This is a genomic window from Brachybacterium sp. GCM10030267, assembly GCF_042666875.1.
In the GTDB taxonomy this organism is placed as follows: Bacteria; Actinomycetota; Actinomycetes; order Actinomycetales; family Dermabacteraceae; genus Brachybacterium.
The window spans coordinates 310147-334535 of the sequence record NZ_JBHTCX010000002.1; the positions used below are offsets into that span (position 1 = coordinate 310147).

Here is a 24389-nt window from a genome sequence, read left to right on the forward strand (position 1 = left end):
CGGCCGCTGCCACGCGCAGCGGCCGGCCCCGTCCCGTCGACCCGCCCTCGGACCGGCAACGCCGGTCCGTCCGCACTGCGTCCGCACTGTCCCGCAGTCCCCGCGACCCCAGGAGCTCCCTTCCATGCCCCTCCCTCCGCTGACCCGCATCGGCTACGGCGGCGACTACAACCCCGAGCAGTGGCCCGAGCAGATCTGGGAGGAGGACTACCGAGCCTTCGACCTGGCAGCCATCGACACCGTCACCGTCGGCGTCTTCATCTGGTCGCTGACCCAGCCCGCCGAGGAGACCTACGACTTCACGGTCCTGGACCGGATCATCGACAAGGCCGAGGCGGAAGGGCGCCAGGTGTGCCTGGCCACCGGAACCGGCGGCATGCCGCCATGGTTGGCCCACGAATATCCAGAGGTCACCCGCACCGATTTCGAGGGACGGCGGCACCTCTACGGACAGCGGCACAACTTCTGCCCCTCCTCGCCGGCACACCGACGGCTGTCCGGGGAGCTTGCGCGCCGCGTCGCCGAACGCTACGGACAACGTGACTGCGTGATCGCCTGGCACGTCGCCAACGAGTACGGCGGTGCCTGCTACTGCGAGCTGTGCGCCGCCGAGTTCCGCCGCTGGCTGCGGGAGAAGTACGGCGACCTCGAGACGCTGAACCACGCCTGGAACACCACGTTCTGGTCCCACCGCTTCACGGACTTCGAGCAGATCGTCCCTCCCAGCGCCCTCTCGGAGCACTGGCGAGGACCGGACCACACGGCATTCCAGGGCATCACCTTGGACTACCTCCGCTTCACCTCGGACAACCTGCTGGGCTCCTACCTGATTGAGAAGAACGCGATCCGAGAGCACTCCGACAAGCCCGTGACCACGAACTTCATGGGCCTGTTCCGACCCGTCGACTATCACCGGTGGGCCGAGCACCTCGATTTCGCCTCCTGGGACAACTACCCGCCCGATCCCGACACCGCGGCGCCACGGATGGCCCTGGCCCATGACCTGATGCGCGGGCTCAAGGGCGGCCAGCCGTTCTGGCTGATGGAGCAGACGCCGTCGACGACCGCCAGCCGCGACGTCAACGCCGTCAAGCGGCCCGGGATCATGCGGCTGTGGACGTGGCAGGCGGTCGCCCACGGGGCCGACGCCGCCCTGTTCTTCCAGATGCGCCACTCCCGCGGAGCCTGCGAGAAGTACCACGGCGCCGTCATCGGTCACTCCGGCCGCACCGACACCCGCACCTTCACCGAGGTCGCACAGCTCGGCCACGAGTTCGAGGCTCTCGGCGACACGCTTCTGGATGCCCGCACCCCGGCCCGGGTGGCGCTGCTGTTCGATTGGGATTCGTGGTGGGCGGTCGAGATCTCCGACGGCCCGAATCGCCACGTCAAGTACCCCCGCGTCATGCTCGCCCACTACCGCTCTCTCTGGGAGGCCGGGGCGCAGGTGGATGTCCTCCCGGTCACCGCGGACCTGTCGGGATACGACGTGGTGGTCGCGCCGCTGCTGCACATGATCAAAGGTGATACGGCCGAGAGGCTCGAGGCGGTCGCCCGCCGCGGTGGCACCGTGCTCAGCACGGTGCTGGCCGGCCGCGTCGACGAGGACGACAACGCGTTCCTGGCCGACGTGCCCGGCCCGCTCGCGAGTCTGTTCGGTATCCGCATCGACGAGACCGACGCCCAGCCCGTCGGGGTCATCAACCCTGTCCAGTTCCCCGAGACGGAAGTCGGCGGCAGCCTCGTCTTCGACCTCATCCAGCCCGACGGCGCCGAGACCGTCGCGACCTTCGGCGCAGACTTCTATGCCGGCATGCCCGCCATCACGCGCCACCGCACGGGCCGGGGTGAGGCCTGGTACGTCGGCACCGTGCTCGACGACCAGGGGATCGACATCGTCATCCGCCGGATCCTGCGGCGCCACGATCTGCTCGGTCCCTTCGCCGACGTTGAGGGCGTCGAGCTGGCGATCCGCGGCACAGGACCCGAGGCGGTCCACCACGTGCTGAACCACGCGAGCGAGCCCCGCCGTCTCCGTGCGCACCTGGAGGCGACCGACCTGCTGAGCGGGCGGGAGATCGCCGAGGGTGACGAGATCGAGCTGGCCCCCGCCGATATCCTGGTGCTCCGTCCCCGCGCCCGGTGCTGATCGCATGGCCACCGCGCCCCGTGCTGCGGACGCAGCGCACCGAGGAGGAGACGCCCCGTGACCGAGCCGACGCGGGATGACCGCACCACCTTCACCCGCGTGACCGAGGGCATCTACTGGTTCCTGGTCGTGGATGTGCTGATCGTGCTCGCCTCGTCGCCGACGATCGTGGTGTGGTTGCTGCTGGCGCGCGAAGCCAGCAACATCCCGCTGTATCTCGCCTCGCTCCTGCTCGCGCTGCCGGCGATCTCGGCCGCCCTGTACGCCTGGCGGAAACGTGCCGAGGATCCCGACCCCATCCCCGTCCGGATCTTCCTGCGCGGATACAGGCAGAACGCGCTCGACAGCCTCAAGGTCGGGGTACCGGCCGCCCTGGTGCTCATGGTGCTCAGCATCAACATCGCCTATGGCGACAGCGCAGGGACCGGCGCGCTGATCCTGGCGTTCGCGATCCTGGCGGCGATCGTGGTGCTGATCGCCGCCCGCGGACTCTCCATCGTCTCGACCTTCAGGTTCCGGCTCGTCGACGCGCTGCGTCTGTCCGTCTTCACCCTGCTGACGATGCCGCTGCGAACGCTCTCCCTGATCTCGCTCGGCGTGCTGGTGGCGGGGATCAGTCTGTTCGTCGGTGACTACGCCTTCCTGTTCCTCGCCTCGCTGCTGACGTTCGCGGTGTGGACCTCGGAGAAGCCGGTGCTGGCGCGTCTGCGCGCGGAGTTCGTGGCCTCCGAGAGCGCCTCGACCGACGGCGACAGCGCAGCGGACGACGACACCGCCGCGGGTGGAGACGCGCGCCAGGACGGTGCACCAGCTGGCTGAACAGGCCGGCCCGCCCTGGCGGCCACTGCCGCGATCGGTTCGGACGAGTTCTCCGATCCCGCCGCGGAGCGTGCGTCGCTGCCCTACCGTCATGCCATGGACATCATTCTGATGAGCGGGCTCTGGCTGGACGCGACGGTGTGGGACGACGTCGCCCGGAACCTCGAGGGAACGGGCCATCGAGCGGTCCCGCTCACGCTGCCCGGGCAGGGAGACGGCAATGCCGAGGCGACGCTGGCGGACCAGATCGCTGCGGCGGCAGCGGCGGTCGACGCGGCCGACGGCGAACCGTTCCTCGTGGGACACTCCGCGTCGTCGGCACTGGCCTGGCTGGTCGCCGATGCCCGGCCGGACCAGGTGGCCGGGGTGGGCATGATCGGAGGCATTCCCGGACAGGACGGATCCCCGTACGCCGATTTCTTCCCGATCCAGGACGGCACCATGCCCTTCCCAGGATGGGAGCCGTTCGCCGGCCCGGACTCGGCGGACCTGGACGAGGCGACGAAGGAGCATGTGGCCCTGAACGCCATACCCGTGCCCGCCGGTGTCGCCCAGGCGCGGGTCGAGCTCACCGACCCGCGCCGCTACGACGTCCCGGTGGTGCTGTTCTGCCCGGAGTTCAGCGTCGAGCAGGCCGAGCAGTGGATCGGCGCCGGAGACGTCCCCGAACTGGCGAAGGCTACGGATCTCAGATTCGTCGACATCGACTCAGGGCACTGGCCGATGCTGAGCGCACCGGCAGAACTGGCGCGGCTCCTCGCCCGTGCCGCTGATGACCTCGCGCGCTGAGCGCCGCTGCGGAGACTGACTATGGCGACGAACTCGAGCACACCGACCTCGACTTCCCTCACCGACCCCGCTCGCCGCGCCCACGGCAACAACGGGCCGCGCCCCGTACGGATCCACGAGTGGCGTGCCGAGCAGGGGCCTCCGCCGATGGTGCTGCTCTCCCACGGAACCGGAGGCCAGGCGCAGGACCTGGCGTGGTGGGCGGCAGGGCTCTGCGCCGCGGGATTCGATGTTCTCGCGGTCGATCATCACGGCAACACCTCGGTCGAGCCCTATGTGGCCGAGGCGTTCGTGCGCTGGTGGGACCGACCGCAGGACCTGTCGTTCGCTCTGGACCAGGTCGAGGTGCGGGGACCGGTCGGCGTCGCCGGGTTCTCCCTCGGCGGGTACACGGCGGCGGCGATCTGCGGGGCGCGCCTCGACCGCGAGGTGTGCTCGGCGCTGCGCACGGGCGCCCTCGACCTGCCCGGACCTCCCGAGTACCCCGGTCTTGCCGAGGAGCTGCGTACCCGTGACGAGGCCGGGACGGTGCAGGACTGGGCCGCTAGGGCGAGCAGCGACCACCGTGATCGCCGGGTGCGCTCCGGCTTCCTGCTGTGCCCGGCGCTGGGCCCCCTGCTGGAGCCCGAGAGCCTCGCCGCGATCGACGTGCCGGTGGCGGTGCGGTGGACGGCCTCCGACACCGAGGCTCCGCCGGAGGAGAACGGGGTGCGGTATGCCCGTGGGATCCCCGGCGCCGACGGGGACACCGTCGGCGGTCCGGACTCCGGCCACTACGGCTTCGTGATGCCCGAGTACGACGATCCGCAGGCCAAGGCCGACGTGATGGCGGAGTCGATCACCTTCTTCCGGCGAACACTCGGCTGAGCCGACTACCCGCCTCGGCCTCCACGGCGAACTCGCGAGGATTCGCCCGGCGGCGGAGGCGCCGGCACCCGCAGTCCGTGGAGCCGTGGTCAGTAGGTGGGCCGGCCGCTGGCGTCGGGGATCCCGGAGGCGCGGAAGAAGTAGGTGCGCAGCTGGTCCCGCCACTCCAGCGCGGAACGCTCCTGCTCGCCCAGCAGCTCGTCGACGCGGTCGTGCAGTTCCGACGGAACCTTCCCGGCCAGCTCCTGCCAGCGCGGTCGCAGCCGCAGTACGCGCTCGTACCCGTCGGCCCGGGAATCGTAGATGTGCTGGATGACCGTCTTCCCGCTGCGGAGTCGGTGCGTGTAGGACACGTGGTGGAAGAACAGCAGCAGCTCGTCCGGACAGGTGGATGGGTCCTCATAGGTCGAGGCCCAGGGCTCGGGGTAGAGGCCGGCGTATCCGGTCCCGGTGGCGACGGTGCGATCCACCCCGATCCCGTCGCGGTCGGCGAAGTGGTACGTGCCCCACGGGGTGTACTCGTAGCCGTCGACGTCGGGCCCGTAGTGGTGGCCGGGCCGCACCATGAAGCCGACCCCGAGCGGCGCGGTGTAGCTCTCGTACAGCTGCCACGATGCGTCCATCAGGTCGTGGAGGACCTCGCTGACCTCCGGGGCGGGCCCGAAGGTGGCCCGGATCCACTCCTCCAGGATCCCCGTCGGGCTCGCCGTCGGGTCCCAGGCCTGCCGGCCCAGCGCGAAGAGGTTCGCCTGCGCAAGCGGGTGGCCGGTCCAGAACTCGTCGGCGCCGACGTTGGAGACTGCGACCACGCCGCCGCGACCGCGCGCGACCAGGTCGGAGACCGTCGGGGCACTGCTGTCACCGAAGCGGAAGTTGAGATTCTCCCGCCACCAGGGCGCGAGGTAGCAGATGTGCTTCTGCTGGCCGGTGTACTCCTGGGTGACCTGGAATTCGACGGCCAGACGCGTGCAGGGCATGGCGCCGAGCACGGGGGAGATGGGCTCGCGGGTCTGGAAGTCCAGTGGACCGTGCTTGACCTGCAGGACCACGTTGTCGTCGAACGCGCCGTCCAGCGGCGCGAAGTGGTCGTGCGCGGCCCGCGCCCGATCGGTGGACCGGTCCCGCCAGTCCTGACGATGGTTGTAGACGAAGGCGCGCCAGAACACCTCGCCGCCGTGCGGGGCGAGCGCCCGGCCCAGCATGTTGGCCCCGTCGGCATGGTGACGGCCGTAGGCGAACGGACCGGGCTGGCCCTCCGAATCGGCCTTGACGACGAAGCCGCCGAAATCCGGGATGGCTTCGTACACGTCACCGGCCGCGCGCTCCCACCATCGCTGGACCGCCGGATCGAGCGGATCGGCTGTCTCCACACCGCCCAGCACCATGGGGGAGGCGAAGGAGACCGACAGGAACGTCGCGATGCCGTGGGCGCGGAAGATGCTCGCCAACCGGGCGACGGAGTCGAGCCGCTCGGTCAGCAGCGTCGTCTCGCGGGCGTGGACGTTGACATTGTTGATCGCGACCCGGTTGATGCCGATGGAGGCGAGCAGCCGCGCATAGTGCTCGACACGGCCGAGGTCCGCCCGCAGCTCGCCATCCTCGTAGAACAACGAGCCGCCGGCGTAGCCGCGCTCGACCTGTCCCATCACGGGATGGACCTCGAGGTTGTCCCAGTGATCGAGCATCCGGATCGCGTGCCGTGGGGCATGGATCTCCCACTGGCCCGCGCCGGCCGAGCTCGTCGGCTCGGGCGGCGCTGCCAGCAGCGTCGCGTAGAAGCCGTACAGCAGCCCGCGCTCGCCGCCGCCGATCACGTCGATCCGCTCCGGGGCCGAACGCAGGGCGAAGGCTTCGGGACCGGCCGCGGCGAGCTCGGCCAGCACGTCCACGAACTCGTTCTGCGTACCGGCGGTGGCTTCGTCACTGGCCCCGGGATCGGCTGGCGCGGCCGTCCCGTCGGGGACTCCCGAGTCCCGCGCCCCGGCAGCCTCGTGCAGATGCAGGACAGCCGCGGGGCGGCCCGACGGCGCGAGGGCACGCAATCGCGCCACCTCCGCCTGCAGCGTGGGGACCAGGCCACCGTCGGCGTGGAACTCGACGGTGCCCGGCAGGCGCGCCGCTGCGTGCGCCCCGAGCCACGCGAGGTCCGCCCCGACAGGGCGATCGTGGTCGAACCGGTCGACGGGCGCTGCAAGGTCGGACTGGTCGGTGTGGTTCACGGTGCTCTCCGAACGATCAGGGGCGAGGGGCGCGGGGGAGTGGTGGGGCCGGGAGCGGTGCCGGCAGCGCATCAGGTGCGGCAGCGACCAGGTCCGGCAGCGGCGCCGAGGCGACGACGGCGGAGGGAAGCACGCCAGTGCGAACTCTCAGAGACACTCGCGCAGCCAGTCCAGCTGGCGGCGCTGCTGGACGGGCCCGCCGCCCTCGTGGTTGTTGAAGGGGTAGACGACCATCTCCCGCTCCGGAGGCGTCCCGGTGGCGCTGCCGTAGTGGTTGTGGGCGGCGAACACGGTCGAGGGCGGGCAGGTCACATCTCGCAGCCCCACCGAGAACAGAGCCGGCGCGGTGGCCCGTCGGCCCAGATGCAGAGCGTCGATATAGGACAGCGTGCGGAAGACCTGTTCCTCTGCGCCGCGGTGGACGGAGAGGTACTGCACGATCTCCTGGTACGGGCTCGCGTCGGTGATGTCCACGGCGCGCCGGATGTGGGTCAGGAAGGGGACGTTGCTGATCAGGGCGTCGACGTCGGGAACCAGGCCCGCGGCGGCGAGGGCGAGCCCGCCTCCCTGGCTGTTCCCCGCCACGGCCACGCGCCCGTCGGTCCCGGGCAGGGCGCGGGCGGCGTCGACGGCACGGGCCGCGTCGGTCAGCAGGCGCGTGAGGTACGACGTCTGCGGGGACTCGATCCCTCGCGTCATCACGCCGGGGACGGCCGGCCCGGAGCCGACCGGATCCGGGGTGTGGCCACCGGCGCCGGAGGCGCCCTGGCCACGCGAATCCATCAACAGGTGCGCGTAGCCGGCGCACGCCCAGGCCAGGCGCTCGAGCGGCTCTCCCCGGCCGCCCCCGTACCCGATGTACTCGACCACGACCGGGAGGTCATGGCTGACGCCGGCGGGCCGGTTGTACCAGGCGCGGATCGGGGCGCCGTCGTGACCGGCGAAGCTGACGTCGAAGGTCTCCACCAACGAGAGCCCGTTCTCGGTCGCGTCCACCTCGATCAGCACCGGCTGGGAGCGAGCCCGGTCCAGGGTTTCGCGCCAGAAGTCGTCGAGATCGGCGGGCTCCTCGAGCACCGGCCGATACTCCCGCAGGGCCTCGAGGGGCATGTCGAACAGGGCCACGAGGCGCCTCCACATCGATGTGAACCGGTACTGTCGTCGTCATCAGGAAGGCCGCATCGGTGCGACCGCCGAATGGCAGAAAGTGCCCGAAAATTCGTCGGAATTTTCTCTCAGGGTTTAGGCTAGAGTCCCCGACGTGGCCGGTCAAGGCAGTCCGGCGCGGGATATCCTCCAGGGTGCCGGGGGCGACGTGGGGCCGTATCGAGACGCGAGGATGAGGACAGGACATGTCAGAGGACGTTGCGCGGCTGGGCCGGGTCACCTTGAAGGATGTGGCCGAGAAGGCCGGCGTGTCCCTGGCGACGGCGTCGAAAGTGATGAACGGGCGCGCCGACGTGCGCGATTCGACCCGCCAGGAGGTCGCTGACGCGGCCCGCGACCTCGGATACCAGCCCAAGCGGCGCGAGAGCGACCGCCGGCGTTCGGTGATGATCCACTTCGACACCCTGACCAGCCCCTACGCCCTGCAGGTGCTCGAGGGCGCCGAGCATGCCGCCCGCCGGGCCGGCGTGGACCTGCTCGTGATCAGCGTCGACGCCAAGGCCGACGGCTACGCAGGCCCCACTCGCGCCCAGATGGCCGATCTCTCCGCACGCGGGATCGAGGGACTCATCGCGGTGACCTCCCCGATCGGCCCGCAGCACGCCCGATGGAGCAAGGATCTCGAGCTGCCTCTGATCGCGATCGACCCGGTGACGATCGGCCCCGGCACCAAGGGCGTCGTCGCCATCTCAGCCACCAACTGGGAGGGCGGTACGGCGGCTGTGCAGCATCTGCTGGATCTGGGGCATCGTCGGATCGGGCTGATCGGTGGACCGGAGGATTCGGTGCCGGCGCGGCAGCGGGTGCAGGGGTATCACACGGCGCTGGGGCAGGCGGGGATCGCGGTCGACGAGGACCTGATCGAGCACGGCAGCTTCGACTACGAGGATGGTCAGCGCGGTGCGGATCGTCTGCTGCGCTTGCCGGAGCCGCCGACGGCGATCTTCGCGGTGGCGGACACGCTGGGCGTGGGGGCGCTGCGGGCGGCGCGGCAGTTGGGGATCGGGGTTCCGGAGGACCTCAGTGTGGTCAGCTTCGATGACACGATGATCGCGAGCTGGACGCATCCGCAGCTGACCGCGGTGCGCCAGCCGTTGTTCTCGATGGGGCAGGTGGCGGTCGAGCGGCTGCTGGCGCTGTCCTCGGACCCGGGGCTGTTCGCTCACCCGTTCAAGCTGGAGACGCAGCTGATCGAGCGGGAATCCACCGCACCGGTCGGCGAGAGCTGACGCCGTTACCGAGCGTCCGCCCACCGTTCCCCGCCCTCAGCCCATCCGCTCGATCCACTGCCCGGGGGCCTCGAACACCGGCTGCAGCGCCGCCCGTGCCGCGCCGCGCAGGGCGGGGTCGGTGACCCCGTCGGAGCGTTCGATGGAGATGGGCCCGGCCTCGGCGGCGAGTGCGTGGGCCTCGACGGTCTCGCGGATCACGGGGGCGAGCTCGTCGGCGATCGGGGCGAGATAGCCCGAGAGCACCACCGTCGAGAGGTCCAGGACGTTCAGCGCATTGGCCACCGCCAGCCCGAGCGAGCGGCCGATCATGCCGATCACCTCGGCGCGGTCGGTGCGGGCCGAGAGCTCGTCCACGAGGTCCTCGATGCGCACCTCCTGCCCCAGCCCGGCGCGCTCCAGCAGCGAGTGGTAGGAGACGTAGGCCTCCAGGCACCCCCGTCGGCCGCAGCGGCACCGCGCCCCGCCGGGAGCGACGACAGTGTGCCCGAACTCGCCGGCCCATCCGTGCACGCCGTCCAGGAGGGATCCGCCGAGCACCACGGCCCCACCGACCCCCGTGGAGCCGCGCACGTAGATGAACGACTCCCCGGGCCGGTGGCCGATCTCGGTGAGCACCGAGAGCCGGTTGTCGTTCTGCGCGCGCACGGGAAGGTCGGCCAGCTCAGGATGCTGCTGGAGGCGACCGACCAGCGGCACCTCGGTCCAGTCGAGGTTCGGGGCCGAGAGCACGCGGCCATCGTCCGGAGCGATGCGGCCGGGCACGGCGACCACGACCCCGACTACGGGCAGCGCACCGGCGTCGGCCCGGACCCGGCCGACGAGCTGCGCAGCGACCTCGATCGCCTGATCCACCGACGTGGCGGTGACCTGGAGGTACTCGGTGTACGTGCTGACGGTCCCGCCGGCCAGATCGATGCCGAGGCAGGAGATGCGGTCGGCGGCGATCTCCAGCCCCACGGCGAGCAGGGTGCCGGCGGCCGGCTGCAGCGGAACCATCGGGCGCCCGGACCCGGAGGAGAGGGGAGTGTCCTCCTGGACCAGACGCGCCTCGACCAGCTCCTCGACGAGCTTGGAGACCGTCGGCTTGGTCAGCCGCGTGAGCTTCGACAGCCCGGCGCGCGAGGTGGGGGAGGAGGCCTCGGCGAGCGCCCGCAGGATCTCCGAGAGGTTGTGTTCGCGCAGGTGCATCGACTGCATGCGGTTCCTCCTCCTGGCCGCCCGGGCTCCGACTTGTGCCGGACAGCGTCGCACGTCTAGATTAGTAACGGAAACTTACTAAGGATTGGCGGCGAGGTCGAGACGCCTGCCGCGATCCCGTAGGGACGACCCCTGGCGGGCCTGCCGTCCGCCCGATGATCCGATGAAGGAGCGCTCACGATGACCGCACCCACCCCCACCCGTGACGACAAGTTCTCATTCGGCCTGTGGACCACCGGCTGGCAGGCCCAGGACCAGTTCGGCGCCGCCACCCGCCCGCCGCTGGACCTGACCGCGCACGTGCGCAAGCTCGCCGACATGGGCGCCTGGGGCTTCACGTTCCACGACAACGACGTGATCCCCTTCGACGCCACCCCCGAGGAGCGCCAGCGGGTCCTGGATCAGCTGAAGAAGGTCACCGACGAGACCGGCCTGGTGATCGAGATGGTCACCACCGACACCTTCGCCCACCCCGTCTTCAAGGACGGAGCCTTCACCTCCAACGACCGCTCCGTGCGCCGCTTCGGCCTGCGCAAGGTGCTGGCCAATGTCGACCTCGCCGCTGAGCTCGGCGCGAAGACGTTCGTGATGTGGGGCGGCCGCGAGGGTTCCGAGTACGACGGGTCCAAGGACCTCCTGGCCGCGATGCAGCGCTACGCCGAGGGCATCGACACCGTCGCCGGCTACATCAAGGATAAGGGCTACGACCTCCGCATCGGCCTCGAGCCCAAGCCCAACGAGCCCCGCGGCAACATCTTCCTGCCCACCGTCGGCCACGCGCTGGCCTTCATCGAGCAGCTCGAGCACGGCGACATCGTGGGCATCAACCCCGAGACCGGCCACGAGCAGATGGCCACGCTGAACTACACCCACGGCCTCGCCCAGGCGCTGTGGGCCGGCAAGCTGTTCCACATCGACCTCAACGGCCAGCACGGCCCGATGTACGACCAGGACCTCGTGTTCGGCCACGGCGACCTGATCAGCGCCTTCTTCACCGTCGACCTGCTCGAGAACGGCTTCCCGTCCAAGCCCGGCGCCTACGAGGGCGCCCGCCACTTCGACTTCAAGCCCTCGCGCACCGAGCACGAGCAGGGCCAGTACGACTCCGCCGCGGCCAACATGGAGATGTACCTGATGCTCAAGGAGCGCGCGCTCGCGTTCCGTCAGGACTCCGAGGTCCAGGAGGCGCTGGCCTACTCCGGCATCGGCGAGCTGGCCGAGCCCACCATCGGCGAGGGCGAGTCCCTCCAGGACGTCCTCGCGGACCGCTCCACCTACGAGGACTTCGACGCCGACGCCGCCGGTGAGCGCAACTACGGCTTCGTGCGGCTCCAGCAGCTGGCCATGCAGCACCTGCTGGGCTTCCGCGCCTGATCGGCCGACGCGCCCGACCGGCCGGGGGCGGCGCACGTAGGATCGCTGCGTGCGCCGCCCTCGCCGTGCCCTGCCCTCGCTCCACGCCGTCGCACCCTCCACCGCCGCAGCCTCCACCGCCGTAGCCTCCACCGCCGCAGCCTCCACCGCCGTAGCCTCCACCGCCGCAGCCTCCACCGCCGCAGCCTTCACCGCCGCAGGAAAGGACCCCTCATGGCCCCCTCCGTTCTCGGAATCGACTCCTCCACCCAGGCGACCAAAGCAGTGCTCGTCGACGCCGAGACCGGAGCCGTCCTCGAGGAGCGCCGCGCCGCCCACCCTGACGGCACCGAGGTCGATCCGCGAGCCTGGCTCGACGCGGTCGACGAGGCCGCCGGCCCCTTGCTGGAGCGCGCCGAGGCCGTCGCCGTCGGCGGCCAGCAGCACGGCATGGTGCTGCTGGACGAGCGCGGCGAGGTGGTGCGTGATGCGCTGCTGTGGAACGACACCCGCTCCGCCCCGCAGGCCGAGGCCCTGATCGAGGAGATGGGCGGGCCCGAGGCCTCCGTCGAGGAGATCGGCAGCCTCATGGTCGCCTCCTTCACCGCCTCCAAGCTGCGCTGGGTGCGTGACAACGAACCCGACAGCGCCCGCCGGGCTGCCAGCGTGCTGCTGCCCCACGACTACGTCTCCCGTCACCTCGCCGGCGGGGGAGAGGCGTTCACCGACCGCGGCGACGCCTCCGGCACCGCCTACTACTCGACCCGCACCGAGGAATGGAAGCCCGACCTCGTCGAGCTCGCCCTCGGCCGCACCCTCGAGCTGCCGCGGCTGCCCGGCACCCCGCAGGAGGTCATGGCCCGCACCCCGTCCGGCGCCGCGATCGCCGCCGGCACCGGGGACAACATGGGCGCCGCCCTCGGACTCTCCCAGGGCGAGGGCGATGTCTCCGTCTCCATCGGCACCTCCGGCGTGTGCGCCATGGTCAGCTCTGCCCGCCCGAACGACGCCACCGGCTCGATCACGGGATTCGCCGACGCCACCGGGCGCTTCCTGCCCATGGCCACCACCATCAACGCCGCCCGGATCCTCGAGGCCGGCCGCTCGCTGCTGGGCGTCTCCCACGAGGAGATGGCGCAGCTGGCCCTGGCCAGCGTTCCCGGGGCCCACGGCGTGACGCTGCTGCCCTACTTCGACGGCGAGCGCACCCCGAATCGGCCCGACGCCCGGGCAACCCTGACCGGGATGTCCACCTCGACCAGTCGCGAGGACATCGCCCGCGCCTACATCGAGGGCCTGCTGTGCTCCCTGGCCGACGGCATCACGGCGCTGGAGGAGGTCACCGGCACCACCGCCGCGGGCATCACGCTGATCGGCGGCGGTGCCCGCAGCGAGGCCGTCCAGCAGCTGGCCCCGGCCATCTTCGGCCGCGGCGTCACCGTCGCCCCGGCCGCGGAGTACGTGGCCCTGGGCGCCGCCCGCCAGGCCGCCTGGGCGCTCGCCGGCACCGAGGAGCCCCCGGCGTGGGAGGTCACCGGCAGCCGCACCCTCGAGGCCGAGCCCACCCCCGAGGTGCTCGCCGCCTACCGGGAGCTGAAGGACCGCACCGCCGACTGGGCCTGATCCTGCCGGCCGCACCCGCAGGACGGCCGACGGCACCAGCAGAAGGGGAGCCCGGCGCCATGAAGCCCGAGGACCTGCACGAGGCCGCGATCCAGCGTGCCCTCTCGCTGCCGGCGACCGCGCTCGAGCACCCCTTCGGGCCCGAGTACGACGTCATCAAGGCGCTCGGGAAGATGGTCCTGTTCGCCGCGTTCCTGCAGCGCGAGCCCATCGTGGTGCTCAAGGCGGACCCGGACGATGCGCGGATGCTGCGCGAGAACATCGCCGGCATCGATCGCGGCTATCACATGAACAAACGGCACTGGATCACCGTGCGCGCGCATCCCAGCGTGGACCGCGCCCTGCTCGAGGACTTGGTGACCGACTCCTACCGCCTCGTGATCGCCTCCCTGCCGAGGTCGCGGCGGCCGATCGACCCGGAGACGTTCGAGGGGCCGTGACGTGAGGGCGTCGGGCTGCTGAGGCCGGCGGGTGGATCGACCGTCGCAGCGCCGAGACCAGCGGACCGATCGACGCTGTCAGCCGCCGAGGATCTCCCGCTCGCTCATCCGGCGCAGTCGGGCAACCCGCTCTTCCGTCGGCGGGTGGGTGGAGAACAGCTGGCCGAGGCCGCCGTCGGCCCGGAACGGGTTCTCGATCATCATGTGCGCGCTGTCCTGGAGCTCCTGTTCCGGCGGCAGCGGCCGGGCCTGCACACCGCGGGAGATCTTCTCCAGCGCCGAGGCGAGCGCCTGCGGATCACCCGTCAGCCGGGCACCGTCGTGGTCCGCGTCGTACTCGCGGGTGCGGGAGACGGCCAGCTGGATCAGCGTCGCCGCGATCGGCGCCAGGATCATCGCCAGCAGCGCGCCGATGATCCCGCCGCCGCCCTCACGCCCGCGACCGCCGAACCACAGCGCCATCTGAGCGAGGGAGGTGATGACCCCGGCGATGCCGGCGGAGACCGAGCTGGTGAGGATGTCGCGGTTGTAGACGTGCATCAGCTCGTGGCCCAGCACTCCGCGCAGCTCCCGTTCGCTCAGCAGCTGGAGGATGCCCTGCGTGCAGCACACGGCGGCATGGCTCGGGCTGCGGCCGGTGGCGAACGCGTTGGGCTGCGCGGCCGGCGAGATGTAGAGGCGCGGCATGGGCTTGCCAGCCCGGTCGGCCAGCTCGCGCACGATCCGGTGCAGGCCAGGAGCCTCGTGCTCGGAGACCTCGACGGCCCGCATCGAGCGGATCGCGATCTTGTCGCTGTTCCAGAAGCTGATGGCGGTCCCGACCAGGCCGATCAACGCGAAGATCCACAGCGCGCTGCCACCGATGAGCCAGCCCACGGCCAGCAGCACGCCCCACAGCAGCCCGATCAGAGCCGCCGTCTTGACCAGGTTCCCGACGCTGCGTCCCACGATCTCCCTCCCTCGATGCGCTTGTGTATCGAGAATAGATCCGGTGGCTCAGAACCGGTAGGGAGTTCGCTGTGGGATGACGGCGTGGGTCACGCCCGCGCGACGCGCTGCCGCGCGGTTCACGCCCGCGCGACCTGCTACCGCGCGGTTCACGCCCGCGCGACCTGCTGCCGCGCGGTTCGGCCTGCCCCTGGTTGCCCGCGGCTCACGCCCGCGCGAGGATCGCCTCGGCGAAGGTCTCCGCGACGTCGGGGACGAGGTGGAGGTTGAAGAAGGGCTCGAAGAGCTCGGCCTCCAACAGCACCAGCCCGTGCTCCGCGGAATCGACGGTGTCGATCCGCCCGTACAGCGGCGCGGCCAGTCCGGTGACCTCCGAGACGGCCGCCAGCACCCGCTCGGCGAATGACCGCTCGAGCGTGGAGGTCTCGACCACGACGGGGCGCTCCTGGTAGGTCCCGCCGCGCAGGCCGCCCCCGCGGGCGAGCAGCGCGCCCTTCGCGATCGCGTGCGTGACGTGGCCGTCGACCACGTAGAGCGCCTTCTCCCGGCCCTCGGACAGCTCGGGCACCTCGGGCTGCAGCATCACCACGCCGTCCTCGGCCAGGATCACGCGGGCCAGCTCCGCAGCGGCCGGGTCGTCATGCCCGAAGAGTCCGGTATGGAGGGAGCCGGCGCCGACCGCCGGTTTCACGACCACGTGGCCCGGCACTCCGGTGCTCCCGGTTGCCCCGAGCTCCGTCAGTGCCGACGAGAACGACTCGAGATCCTGGTGATAGGTGGTGGGCACGACCGGTACGCCTGCGGCGTCGAGCTGTGCGAGGTAGCGCTTGTCCATGTTCCAGCGCACCAGCTGCGGTTCGTTGAGCACCCGCGTCAGACGGCCCGCCCGGTCGAGCCAGGCCTCGAACTCCTCGGCCCGCAGCACGTAGTCCCACGGCGTACGGATCACGGCGAGGTCGTAGGAGGACCAGTCCACCGCGGGATCGTGCCAGATGGCGCGCTCCGCCTCGGCGCCGCATCGCAGCAGCGCCTCCAGCAGCGGCGTGACATCCCGTTCGGGATCGGTGTCGACGCGGAATCCGGCGTCGGTGACGACGATGGCGATGCGGGGCATGGCTCGAGATTACCGGCGGGGCACCGCGCCCGCGGGCAACGTGGCCTCGCCGGGTATCGCGGCCGCGGGATGAGGACGGCGCATCGAGGGTCGTGACGGCGAACATGCCGTTCGGCTCCTCGAGCACCCCCTCGTTGAGACCGTTCAGCGCGGCCCATAGCGGCCTTATCGAGGGGGTGCTCAGATGGGGAGTTGCAGGTGCAGGCGGGCGCAGCCTGGGGGTGCGCAGAGGGGTGCTCGAGGTGCAGGTGGGACAGCTGGGGGTGCAGTGCGGACGCAGAGGGCGAGGCGGGGACTGTGGCAGGCATGCGGGGACGCGGGCAGGGCGTCGACAAGTTGCTCGCCGGGTATGCACCGGATGGATAGAGTTGCACAGCGGGGGTCCGGATCGTCGGGTGTCCGTTTGTCGGACAACTACTTTCAGCGCCATGACCTGCTGGTCGTTACCCGCCAGTGATCATTCAGGTGGCTATGGGGGAGCCGTTGTGCGAGGATCTATGCGGCCCCCAGCGTGAAGTGACGTGCGGGATCGCGCCTCGGAAGAGGCACAGGTCCCGCCGCGGCCTCCGTGTTCACGTCCCCGGAGCAGATGCGTGGCATCGCCCGGGTCGATGTCGGACGGCGCACGCGCAGGGGTCGAACGCCGGTCGGCCCGCCGTGGGGAATCACTGCGACCCGAGCACGCCCGCGCCCACGACTCGTGGGTCTCGCGGACGGACCGGCGCGAAGTGCCCGTACTGCTGCGACGAAAGGACACTGCATGCCGCCCGCCCCAGGCGACATCTCCCAGCTCGGAACCGTCGGAATCCTCGTCCTGCTGCTGCTGTTCTACGGCGGCACGATGTGGATGTCCGTGACGATCTCCCGCAAGAAGGAGAACGCTGACGGCTACATGACCGCCGGCAACCGCATCGGCTTCGGCGTCTCGGCCGCCTCGATGACCGCCACCTGGATCTGGGCGTCCTCGATGTACGCCTCGGTCACCGCCGGCTACACCTACGGCGTCTCGGGCCCCATCCACTACGGGCTGTGGGGCGCCCTGATGATCCTGTTCATCTACCCCTTCGGCAAACGGATCCGGAAGGTCGCGCCCAAGGCGCACACGCTCGCCGAGGTCATGTACGCCCGCCACGGGCGCTCCTCGCAGCTGATGCTCGCCGGCTCCAACGTGCTCGGCTCGGTCATCTCCCTGACCTCCAACTTCATCGCCGGTGGCGCGCTGATCGCGATGCTCTCGCCGCTCAGCTTCGGCGTCGGCATCCTCATCGTCGCCGCCGGTGTGCTGCTGTACACGCTGTGGTCCGGCTTCCGCGCCTCGGTGCTGACGGACTTCGCGCAGGTGGTGGCGATGCTCGGCGCCGCCGTCGTGATCATCCCGGCGGTGTTCTTCGTCGCCGGCGGGCCCTCGATGTTCACCGAGGGCGTCGAGGCCGGTCACGTCACCCCGGAGCAGGGCAACTTCTTCTCCTCGGACGCTTTCATGAACCAGGGCGCCCCGTACATCGCCGCCGTGCTCGCCTACGCGATCGGCAACCAGACCATCGCCCAGCGGCTCTTCGCCGTGCGCGAGGACCTCATCAAGCCCACCTTCATCACCGCCACCATCGGGTACGGCGGCACCGTGATCGGCGTGGGCATGCTCGGCGTGATGGCCCTGTACCTGGGCATCTCGCCCATGGACGGCGACGTCAACAACCTCATGCCGCAGATGGTCGGCAGCTACCTGCCCCTGATCCTGGTCGCCATCGCCTTCGTGATGATCATCGGCTCGCTGTCCTCGACGGCGGACTCGGACCTCTCGGCGCTGAGCTCCATCGTCATGGCCGACATGTACGGACAGTCCGTCGGCCGCGACAAAGCCAATCCCCGCACGATGGTGCTCATCGGTCGTCTGACCATGATCGTGGCCACCGGCGCCGCGCTGTACTTCGCCACCGCGAAGTTCAACATCCTGGACCTGCTGGTGTTCGTCGGCGCCCTGTGGGGCTGCCTGGTGTTCCCGGTGATCGCCTCCTTCTACTGGCAGAAGGTCACCAACTCCGCCTTCACCGTCTCGGTGATCGCCGCGCTCGTGGTGTTCCTGCCCGTGCGCTTCCAGTGGATCCCGCTGACCGGCGCCTGGGCGCTGGTGGTGGAGCTGCTCGCCATCCTCGGCGTCGGCGTGGTGCTCGGCATCATGGCCTTCGGCTTCTTCGGGCTGCGCCCTGCGCTGGTCACCGGCGTCGTCGCCACGATCGCCCTGCTGCCGCTCGGGTTCGGCTTCTTCCGCGACTACGAGACCCTCAGCGGCTCGCTCGTGGCCTACTCGGTCTCGTTCCTGGTCTGCTACCTGATGAGCTTCCGCTCCGGCCGGGATTTCGACTTCTCGGTGATCCGGGACGTCACCGGCGACTTCGACCACGAGGACGAGGCAGCCGACGCCAGTGCGCCGGCCGACGACGGGGAGGGGCCGTCCCTCGACGCCGTCCCCTCGCGCGACTGACCGACCATCCCCGCGGCGGGGCTGCGCGCCCCGCCGCGCCCTACCTCCACCCCTGGAAGGAGACACAGCCATGGCTGCAGCCCTGACCCTCTACGTGCTCATGTGGCCCGTGATCGTCGCCGGCGTCCTGTTCGCCGTCGTCCGCGGCTTCCTCAAGGACATCCGTGCCGCCCGCAAGGAGGGCAAGACGGTCATCTGATCCGTCCGGCGGCGATCCGAGCCGTCCCCACGCCACAGCGCCCGCCGGCCTCGAGCAGAGGGGCCGACGGGCGCTGTTCTGTGTCGGGGGTCGAGCGGATCAGGGCACGATCCAGCCGGCGGCCCGGAACAGCTCGTACCACTCGGCGCGGGTCAGCGGGATCTCCGAACCGGCCGCGGAATCCTGCACGCGCTGCGGGGTCGTCGTCCCCAGCACCACCTGCATCTGCGCCGGGTGCCGGGTGATCCACGCGGTCGCGATGGCCTCGGGGGTGACGTCGTACTTCGCGGCCAGGCGGTCGATGACGGCGTTGAGCTCGGGGTGCTTGTCGCTGCCCAGGAACACGCCGTCGAAGAAGCCGGCCTGGAACGGCGACCAGGCCTGGATGGTGATGTCGTGCAGGCGGCAGTAGTCCAGGATTCCGCCGCCGTCGCGCACCAGCGCCTGGTCGGTGCCCTGCATGTTCGCCGCCACGCCCTGGGCGACGAACGTGGAGTGGGTGATCGACAGCTGCAGCTGGTTCGCCACGATCGGCTGGTTCAGGTGCTTTGCCACCAGGTCGATCTGCCGCGGGGTGTGGTTCGAGACCCCGAAGCTGCGCACCTTGCCGGACCGGTGCAGCTCGTCGAACGCGCGGGCGACCTCCTCGGGCTCGACCAGCGCGTCGGGACGGTGCAGCAGCAGGATGTCGATGTAGTCGGTCTTCAGCGCCTTCAGCGATCCCTCGACCGATTCGATCAGGTGGTCGTAGGAGTAGTCGAAGTACGGGCCGTCGGGCACGATCCCGGCCTTGGTCTGGATGGTGACCTGCTCGCGCTCGGAGGCGCTCAGCGCCATCGCCTCGGCGAAGCGCGCCTCGCACGTGTGCTTCGCCCCGCCGTAGACGTCGGCGTGATCGAGGAAATCGATCCCGGCATCGCGCGCGGTGCGGACCAGGGTCCTGATCTCGTCGTCGGACTTCTCCGCGATCCGCATCAGCCCCAGCACCACGTTGGGTGCGGTGATGTCGGTGTGCGGCATGGTGAACTGCTTCATGGATGAGCCTCCGGGCGCAGGGGAACGGATGGGCCGCACCGCTCGGCGGCGCCGCCGAGGTCGAGCCTATGCCCCTCGACCCTCGGGGCGCATGGCAGTCCGCCGTCGGCCCCGTGCGCTGGACCTCCGTCTCAGGGAGCGTTTTCCGAGGGGCGGGACGGCGATGCGACCGGCACGGGCCCCGGCATAGGCTGTGCTCAGTGAGCACCCCCTTCCCCTCCTCCCACGTCCCACCGACCACGACACGACGGGAGAAGGCAGGTGCCCGCCTCACCCTGACCCTCGCCTCGCTGGTGATGATCGGCCCCTTCTCGATCGACACCGTCTTCCCGGCCTTCACCCGCATCGGCCAGGAGTTCGGCAGCGACGACGTCGCCCTCCAGCAGCTGGTCTCCGCCTACCTGGCGGCCTTCGCCGTGATGTCCGTCTTCCACGGGCCGCTCTCGGACGCCCTGGGCCGCAAGAAGGTCATCGTCGGCGGCCTGGTGATCTACATCCTCGGCATGTTCGGGTGCATCCTCGCGCCCAACATCGGCAGCCTGGTGCTGCTGCGCGTGCTGCAGGGGATGAGCGCCGGCGCGGCCACCGTCGTCTCCCGCGTGATCATCCGCGACATGTTCTCCGGCTCCGAGGCGCAGCGGCTGATGTCGCGGGTGATGATGATCTTCTCGGTCGCCCCCGCCCTGGCGCCCATCTTCGCCGGCTGGCTGCTGCTGCTGGGGGACTGGCGCTGGGTGTTCGCCGGCGTCGGCATCTACGCCCTGGTCGTGCTGGTCCTGGCGCTGCAGCTGCCCGAGACCCTGCCGCCGGAGGCGCGCACCCGCCTGCGGGTCGGCGCCCTGCTGGGGTCCCTGGCCCACGTCGGCCGCTCGCCGGTGATGCTGCGGGTCGCCGCGGCCTCCGCGTTCGGCTTCGCCTCCCAGTTCGTGTTCATCGCCGCCGCCTCGATCTTCATGGTGGACCTGCTGGGTCTGGGCGAGCAGGACTTCTGGGTGCTGTTCGTCCCGCTCATCATCGGTATGGTCTCCGGCGCCTGGGTGGTGGGCCGGGTCGCCGACCTCATGGAACGCAGCCGGCTGATCACGTTCGGCTACCTCGGCACGTTCCTCACCGCGGGCGTGAACCTGCTGCTGGTCTCCCTGGCCCCGGAGTACACCGGCGGGCTGACCTGGTCGCTGCTGCTGGCAGTGGTCGGGCCGATGCTGATCGCCTTCACCGTCGCCCTGATCTTCGCCCCCATCCAGCTCGAAGTGCTCGACCTGTTCCCGCACCAGCGCGGATCCGCGGCCTCCCTGGGCACCTTCTTCGCTCTCGTCCTCAATGCCGTGCTGGCCGGGCTGATCGCGCCGCTCGTCGCCACCAGTCTCGTCTCCCTGGCTCTGGCCTCGCTCGGGTTCTCGGTGCTCGGCGGGGCGTTCTGGGCGTGGCATCTGCGGGCGGTGCGCACCCCGTCGGCCGTGTGAGCGGCCGCGCACCCGGGTAGAGTCACCAGCGCACGTCAGGCACCGATCGGCCTGTCGCTCCGGCAGGCCGTCGGTCAGGCGCCGCTCCCTGAGCTCGACGACGACGGAGGACCCCGTGAACACCATGCCCAGCGATGCCCCCTCGGACGATCACACCGCCAACGGCCCCGACCGGAACCTCGCCCTCGAACTGGTCCGCGTGACCGAGGCCGCCGCCATCGCCGGGGGCCGCTGGGTCGGCGCCGGCGACAAGAACCGGGCCGACGGCGCCGCCGTCGACGCCATGCGCTCCTTCATGGACACCGTCCGCATGAACGGCACCGTCGTCATCGGCGAAGGGGAGAAGGACGAGGCCCCGATGCTGTTCAACGGCGAGAAGGTCGGCGACGGGAATGGGCCGGACGTCGACGTCGCGGTCGACCCCATCGACGGCACCCGCCTGACGGCGATGGCGTACAACAACGCCCTGTCAGTGTTCGCCGTCGCCGAGAAGGGGAGCATGTACGACCCCTCGGCGGTGTTCTACATGGAGAAGATGGTCGTCGGTCCTGCAGCGGCCGAGTTCGTCGATCTGCGCCTGCCCATCCGGCAGAACATCAACCTCGTGGCCAAGGCGCTCGGCAAGCCCGTCAGCCAGGTCAACGTCTGCGTCCTGGAGCGGCCCCGCCACGAGGCGCTCGTCCGCGAGATCCGCGAGGCCGGGGCGCGCGTCAAGTTCATCATGGACGGCGATGTCGCCGGGGCCATCGCCGCCGCCCGCGGCGCCGGCGTGGACATGCTGCTGGGCACCGGCGGCACCCCCGAGGGCATCATCGCCGCCTGCGCGGTCAAGGCCACCGGCGGCATCCTGCAGGCCCGCCTCGCCCCGAAGGACGACGCCGAACGCCAGCAGGCGCTCGACGCGGGCCACGACCTCGAGCGCGTGCTGACCACGGACGATCTGGTCACCTCCGACAACTGCTACTTCGCCGCCACCGGCATCACCGACGGCGACCTACTCAGCGGCGTGAAGTACCAGGCCGACCGGATCACCACCGAGTCCATCGTCATGCGGTCCACCTCGGGCACCGTGCGGATCGTCGAGGCCGAGCACCGTGCCGAGAAGTGGGCCCGCTGGATCGCCGTGTGAGGGAGTGCGCGCCGGTCCGGGGCTGTGAGTCGCACTGCAGTGGGGGCCGGGGCGAGCTCAGGCGGCTCTAACCTGAACCCATGCCCCCCTCAGACGAAGCCCTCGCCCCGGCTCCGGACCGGGCCCCGGCGACGGACGGCGCCCCGGCGACGGACGGCGCCCCAGCGATGGGCCGCGCCCCGGTCACGGAACAGGCCACTGACCAGCAGGTCCATGTCGCCGTCGACCTGATCGTGCTGACCCTGCGCGGGGGTCGGCTCAACGTGCTGCTGGTGCGGCGCGAGGACGAACCCTTCCGCGACGCGTGGGCGCTGCCCGGTGGCTTCGTACAGCTGGACGAGGACCTCGAGGACGCCGCCTACCGGGTGCTGGCCGACGAGGCCTCGCTCGGGGACTTCACCGTCCATCTCGAACAGGTGCGCACCTTCGGTGCCCCGGACCGCGACCCCCGCGGCCGCGTGGTCTCGGTGGCCTTCATGGCCCTCGGCGCGGACCTTCCCGATCCCCAGCGCGGCGAGGACGTCGCCGACGCCCGCTGGTGGCCCGTCGATGATCTCGCGGCGATCGACCTGGCCTTCGATCACGACGTCGTCCTGGACAGTGCCGTCGAGCGGGCGCGCGCGAAGCTGGAGTACACGACGCTCGCGGTCACCTTCCTGCCGCCGGAGTTCACGATCTCCCAGCTGCGCGGGGTCTACGAGAGCGTCTGGGGCACGACGCTGGACGCCGGCAACTTCCACCGCAAAGCCACCCGCACCGAAGGCTTCCTGGTCGAGCTGGACCGCCATGCCGCACCGACGGGCGGGCGCCCCGCGCGGCTGTACTCCGCCGGTCCCGGCACCGCACTGATCCCGCCGCTGCTGCGCTCGGGGCAGTAGGCGGCTCCCGGCAGCTGGCCACGCATCGTGGCAGGATCGCTGTGTGACCACCACCGATGCCGCCCCCGCTCACCCTGATCCCGCCAAGGCCGCGATCGCCGCGTCCTACCGCGACCGACGGGACGACGTCCACGCCCTCGCTCGCGCGATCCACGCCGACCCCGAGATCGCGTTCGAGGAGCAGCGAGCACACGACCGCTGTGCGGACCTCCTCGAGGACGCGGGCTTCGCCGTCGAGCGCGGGATCGCGGAGCTGCCCACCGCGTTCCGCGCCACGTACGGCAGCGGATCCCTGGTCGCCTCCCTCTGCGTCGAGTACGACGCCCTGCCCGAGATCGGCCACGGCTGTGGGCACAACCTCATCGCCGGCTCCTCGCTCGGCGCCGCCCTCGCCCTCGCCCTCGCCGGCATGGTCGACCGCCTGGACGTGACGCTGCAGGTCATCGGTACGCCGGCGGAAGAGCACGGCGGCGGCAAGCAGCTGCTGATCGAGCGCGGCGTGTTCGAGGGAGTGCATCTGTCGCTGATGTCCCACCCCACCGCGCACACCGGGACCTACGACGTGCTGGGCTCGACCAGCCAGGCCGTCGGCCGCTGGCGCGCGACCTACACCGGTCGCGGCGCCCACGCCGCCGCCAACCCCACCGACGGCGTGAACGCGAACGATGCCGCGGTGATCGCGCAGGTCGCGGCCGGTCTGCTGCGCCAGCGGGTCAAGGACGGCCAGCGCCTGGCCCTGGTGCCGCAGCAGTCCGGGGTCACCAACATCATCCCCGAGACCGCGGTGATCGACCTCGAGTGCCGGGCGCTGACGATGCCGGAGTTCGAGCAGCTGCGCGAGAGTCTGTTCGCCTGCCTCGAGGCCGGAGCCGTGGGCACCGGCTGCTCCCTGGAGATCGCCGCCTCCGAGCCCGTCTACGAGCCGCTGCTGCAGGACGAGGTGCTGGGCACCGCGTGGAACGAGGCCATGGAGGTACTGGGGCGCCCGCTGGAGGGCTCGCTCGGCGTCATGGCCGCCTCCACCGACATGGGCAACGTATCCCAGCGCGTGCCGGGCCTGCACCCGTTCGTCGGGATCACCGGAGCCGGCGGTGCCCTGCACACGCGCGAATTCGCCACCCATGCCGCCAGCGAGCAGGGATACCGGCTGATGGACGATGCGGCCGTGGCGATGGCCTGGGTGATCCACGACGTCGCCGCCGACCCCGAGCGCCGCGCCGCCCTCCTCGCCCGTGCGGCCGAGCTCGCCGGCGCCCACAACGACGGCTGAGGCGATCCGGGCCGGG

20 protein-coding genes are annotated in these 24389 nt (G+C 70.8%); 14 read left to right on the forward strand and 6 right to left on the reverse strand.

Features of this window, described 5'->3' with window-relative positions; translation table 11 throughout:
• The first annotated feature begins 124 nt into the window (after positions 1–124).
• The 4 genes from ACFQS2_RS01795 to ACFQS2_RS01810 all read left to right on the forward strand — a co-directional run bounded on the left by ACFQS2_RS01795 (position 125) and on the right by ACFQS2_RS01810 (position 4624).
• Positions 125–2149, forward strand: a complete 2025-nt coding sequence (locus ACFQS2_RS01795) for a beta-galactosidase (RefSeq protein WP_377792514.1) — start codon at positions 125–127, stop codon at positions 2147–2149.
• A gap of 57 nt (positions 2150–2206) precedes the next feature.
• Positions 2207–2968: a DUF624 domain-containing protein gene (locus tag ACFQS2_RS01800; RefSeq protein ID WP_377792515.1), complete on the forward strand. Its 762-nt coding sequence runs from the start codon at positions 2207–2209 to the stop codon at positions 2966–2968.
• Between the two features lie 96 nt (positions 2969–3064).
• The gene (locus tag ACFQS2_RS01805) at positions 3065–3757 is read left to right on the forward strand and encodes an alpha/beta fold hydrolase (RefSeq protein ID WP_377792516.1); all 693 of its coding nucleotides are present in this window, start codon (positions 3065–3067) and stop codon (positions 3755–3757) included.
• A gap of 21 nt (positions 3758–3778) precedes the next feature.
• Entirely contained in the window at positions 3779–4624 is an 846-nt protein-coding gene (locus tag ACFQS2_RS01810; RefSeq protein ID WP_377792517.1) for an alpha/beta hydrolase family protein, read from the forward strand.
• Between the two features lie 89 nt (positions 4625–4713).
• Here the strand turns inward: ACFQS2_RS01810 and ACFQS2_RS01815 are convergent, their stop codons facing one another.
• Both ACFQS2_RS01815 and ACFQS2_RS01820 read right to left on the reverse strand, forming a co-directional pair.
• Positions 4714–6843, reverse strand: a complete 2130-nt coding sequence (locus tag ACFQS2_RS01815) for an alpha-glucuronidase (protein ID WP_377792518.1) — start codon at positions 6841–6843, stop codon at positions 4714–4716.
• A gap of 147 nt (positions 6844–6990) precedes the next feature.
• Positions 6991–7968 (reverse strand): acetylxylan esterase, encoded by a 978-nt coding sequence (locus tag ACFQS2_RS01820; RefSeq protein ID WP_377792519.1) that lies wholly within the window; start codon positions 7966–7968, stop codon positions 6991–6993.
• A gap of 227 nt (positions 7969–8195) precedes the next feature.
• Here ACFQS2_RS01820 and ACFQS2_RS01825 point away from each other — a divergent pair, with 227 nt between their 5' ends.
• Positions 8196–9239: a LacI family DNA-binding transcriptional regulator gene (locus tag ACFQS2_RS01825; RefSeq protein ID WP_377792520.1), complete on the forward strand. Its 1044-nt coding sequence runs from the start codon at positions 8196–8198 to the stop codon at positions 9237–9239.
• A gap of 36 nt (positions 9240–9275) precedes the next feature.
• Here ACFQS2_RS01825 and ACFQS2_RS01830 read toward each other — a convergent pair whose 3' ends face one another.
• Positions 9276–10439, reverse strand: coding sequence for an ROK family protein (locus ACFQS2_RS01830; protein WP_377792521.1), 1164 nt, complete (start codon positions 10437–10439; stop codon positions 9276–9278).
• Between the two features lie 180 nt (positions 10440–10619).
• On the opposite strand from ACFQS2_RS01830, the gene xylA reads away from it, so the two are divergent.
• From xylA to ACFQS2_RS01845, 3 genes are all read left to right on the forward strand, one after another.
• Positions 10620–11813, forward strand: coding sequence for a xylose isomerase (gene xylA / locus ACFQS2_RS01835; protein ID WP_377018671.1), 1194 nt, complete (start codon positions 10620–10622; stop codon positions 11811–11813).
• Positions 11814–12026: 213 nt separating this feature from the next.
• On the forward strand, positions 12027–13415 hold the full coding sequence (xylB, locus tag ACFQS2_RS01840; RefSeq protein WP_377792522.1) for a xylulokinase: 1389 nt from the start codon (positions 12027–12029) through the stop codon (positions 13413–13415).
• A gap of 59 nt (positions 13416–13474) precedes the next feature.
• Positions 13475–13855: an MmcQ/YjbR family DNA-binding protein gene (locus ACFQS2_RS01845; RefSeq protein WP_377792523.1), complete on the forward strand. Its 381-nt coding sequence runs from the start codon at positions 13475–13477 to the stop codon at positions 13853–13855.
• Positions 13856–13933: 78 nt separating this feature from the next.
• Here ACFQS2_RS01845 and htpX read toward each other — a convergent pair whose 3' ends face one another.
• Positions 13934–14803 (reverse strand): zinc metalloprotease HtpX, encoded by an 870-nt coding sequence (gene htpX / locus ACFQS2_RS01850; protein WP_377792524.1) that lies wholly within the window; start codon positions 14801–14803, stop codon positions 13934–13936.
• A 205-nt stretch (positions 14804–15008) separates the two neighbouring features.
• The gene (locus ACFQS2_RS01855; protein ID WP_377792525.1) at positions 15009–15917 is read right to left on the reverse strand and encodes a RimK family alpha-L-glutamate ligase; all 909 of its coding nucleotides are present in this window, start codon (positions 15915–15917) and stop codon (positions 15009–15011) included.
• Positions 15918–16677: 760 nt separating this feature from the next.
• Between ACFQS2_RS01855 and ACFQS2_RS01860 the strand changes: the two genes are divergently transcribed.
• A complete protein-coding gene (locus tag ACFQS2_RS01860) occupies positions 16678–18399 on the forward strand; it encodes a sodium:solute symporter family protein (RefSeq protein WP_377792526.1) in 1722 nt (573 codons plus the stop codon).
• A gap of 70 nt (positions 18400–18469) precedes the next feature.
• Entirely contained in the window at positions 18470–18598 is a 129-nt protein-coding gene (locus ACFQS2_RS01865; protein WP_377018678.1) for a putative transporter small subunit, read from the forward strand.
• Between the two features lie 99 nt (positions 18599–18697).
• On the opposite strand, the gene ACFQS2_RS01870 is transcribed toward ACFQS2_RS01865, so the two are convergent.
• On the reverse strand, positions 18698–19633 hold the full coding sequence (locus ACFQS2_RS01870) for an aldo/keto reductase family oxidoreductase (protein WP_377792527.1): 936 nt from the start codon (positions 19631–19633) through the stop codon (positions 18698–18700).
• 200 nt (positions 19634–19833) lie between these two features.
• On the opposite strand from ACFQS2_RS01870, the gene ACFQS2_RS01875 reads away from it, so the two are divergent.
• The 4 genes from ACFQS2_RS01875 to ACFQS2_RS01890 all read left to right on the forward strand — a co-directional run bounded on the left by ACFQS2_RS01875 (position 19834) and on the right by ACFQS2_RS01890 (position 24373).
• Positions 19834–21096, forward strand: coding sequence for a multidrug effflux MFS transporter (locus ACFQS2_RS01875; protein ID WP_377792528.1), 1263 nt, complete (start codon positions 19834–19836; stop codon positions 21094–21096).
• A 124-nt stretch (positions 21097–21220) separates the two neighbouring features.
• Positions 21221–22225, forward strand: a complete 1005-nt coding sequence (glpX, locus tag ACFQS2_RS01880; RefSeq protein WP_377792625.1) for a class II fructose-bisphosphatase — start codon at positions 21221–21223, stop codon at positions 22223–22225.
• A 167-nt stretch (positions 22226–22392) separates the two neighbouring features.
• Positions 22393–23103 (forward strand): NUDIX domain-containing protein, encoded by a 711-nt coding sequence (locus tag ACFQS2_RS01885; RefSeq protein WP_377792626.1) that lies wholly within the window; start codon positions 22393–22395, stop codon positions 23101–23103.
• Between the two features lie 43 nt (positions 23104–23146).
• Positions 23147–24373, forward strand: a complete 1227-nt coding sequence (locus tag ACFQS2_RS01890; RefSeq protein ID WP_377792529.1) for a M20 family metallopeptidase — start codon at positions 23147–23149, stop codon at positions 24371–24373.
• Positions 24374–24389 lie beyond the last annotated feature (16 nt).